General features: G+C 41.0%; 1 protein-coding gene. It reads left to right on the top strand.

Annotation, left to right across the window (positions count from 1 at the left end):
- The first annotated feature begins 59 nt into the window (after window positions 1-59).
- Window positions 60-752, top strand: coding sequence for a hypothetical protein (locus ACFIK6_RS10015; RefSeq protein ID WP_375642730.1), 693 nt, complete (start codon window positions 60-62; stop codon window positions 750-752).
- The last annotated feature ends 157 nt before the right edge of the window (window positions 753-909 follow it).

The raw sequence follows: 909 nt of genomic DNA, 5'->3' as shown, positions 1-909 counted from the left end.
GCAATGCCGTTCTTTTGCAAGAACGACAAAGGCAGAGTCTAACTTAAAGGAGTAAAACCATGGAAAAAAAATACGAATTTACTGATGAAACAATCGAAGTTGGGGGCAAAACTCTCCACCGCATTCGCGCATTACGAGACTTTGGAAACGTCGAGAAAGGTGATTTAGGAGGCTATATCGAGAAAGAAGACAACCTAAGTCATAAAGGTAATTGCTGGGTTGGAGATAGTGCAAAGGTTTTTGGGAATGCCGAAGTTTCTGGTAATGCACTAATCAAAGATGGTGCATTGGTTTATGATAACGCAACAATTTTCGATGATGCACAAATTTCGGGTGGTGCACGCATTTTCAATCATGCAAAAGTTTCCGGTAATGCCCGTGTTCACATACTTGCAAAAATTTATGGGAACGCGAAAGTGTGCGATGAAGCTTATATTTCTGGTAATGCACGAATATACCATGATGCAAAGATTGGCGGTAATGCAATAATTTCACAGAACGCAGAAATTTTTGACGATGCTTGTGTTTTTGAATCCGCATGTATTGCAGATGATGCACGTGTTTTTGGAAAAGCTAAGGTTTATGGCGATGCCGCAGTCCACCAAGGTGCACATGTTTCTGAAAAAGCTAAAATTGGCGGTCACGCAGAAATCTCTGGAAATGCCCGTGTGTTTGGTGGTGCACTAGTTTGCGAGAATGCCAAAGTAACCGGAAATACAAAAGTATCTGGAAATGACACTGTTTTAAGATAAGGGTGAGAGGCAATAAACCATGGAAAAAAAATACGAACTGACAGATGAAACAATTGAAGTTGATGGCAAAACCCTTCACCGTATTCGCGCGTTGAGAGACTTTGGTGATGTTAAAGCAGGTGATTTAGGAGGCTATATCGAGAAAGAAGACAACCTA

The organism is Bartonella sp. AS69XJJH (assembly GCF_042195585.1).
In the GTDB taxonomy this organism is placed as follows: domain Bacteria; phylum Pseudomonadota; class Alphaproteobacteria; order Rhizobiales; family Rhizobiaceae; genus Bartonella.
The sequence above is the reverse complement of the archived record's forward strand: the minus strand, read 5'-3'. Positions and strand labels throughout refer to the sequence as shown.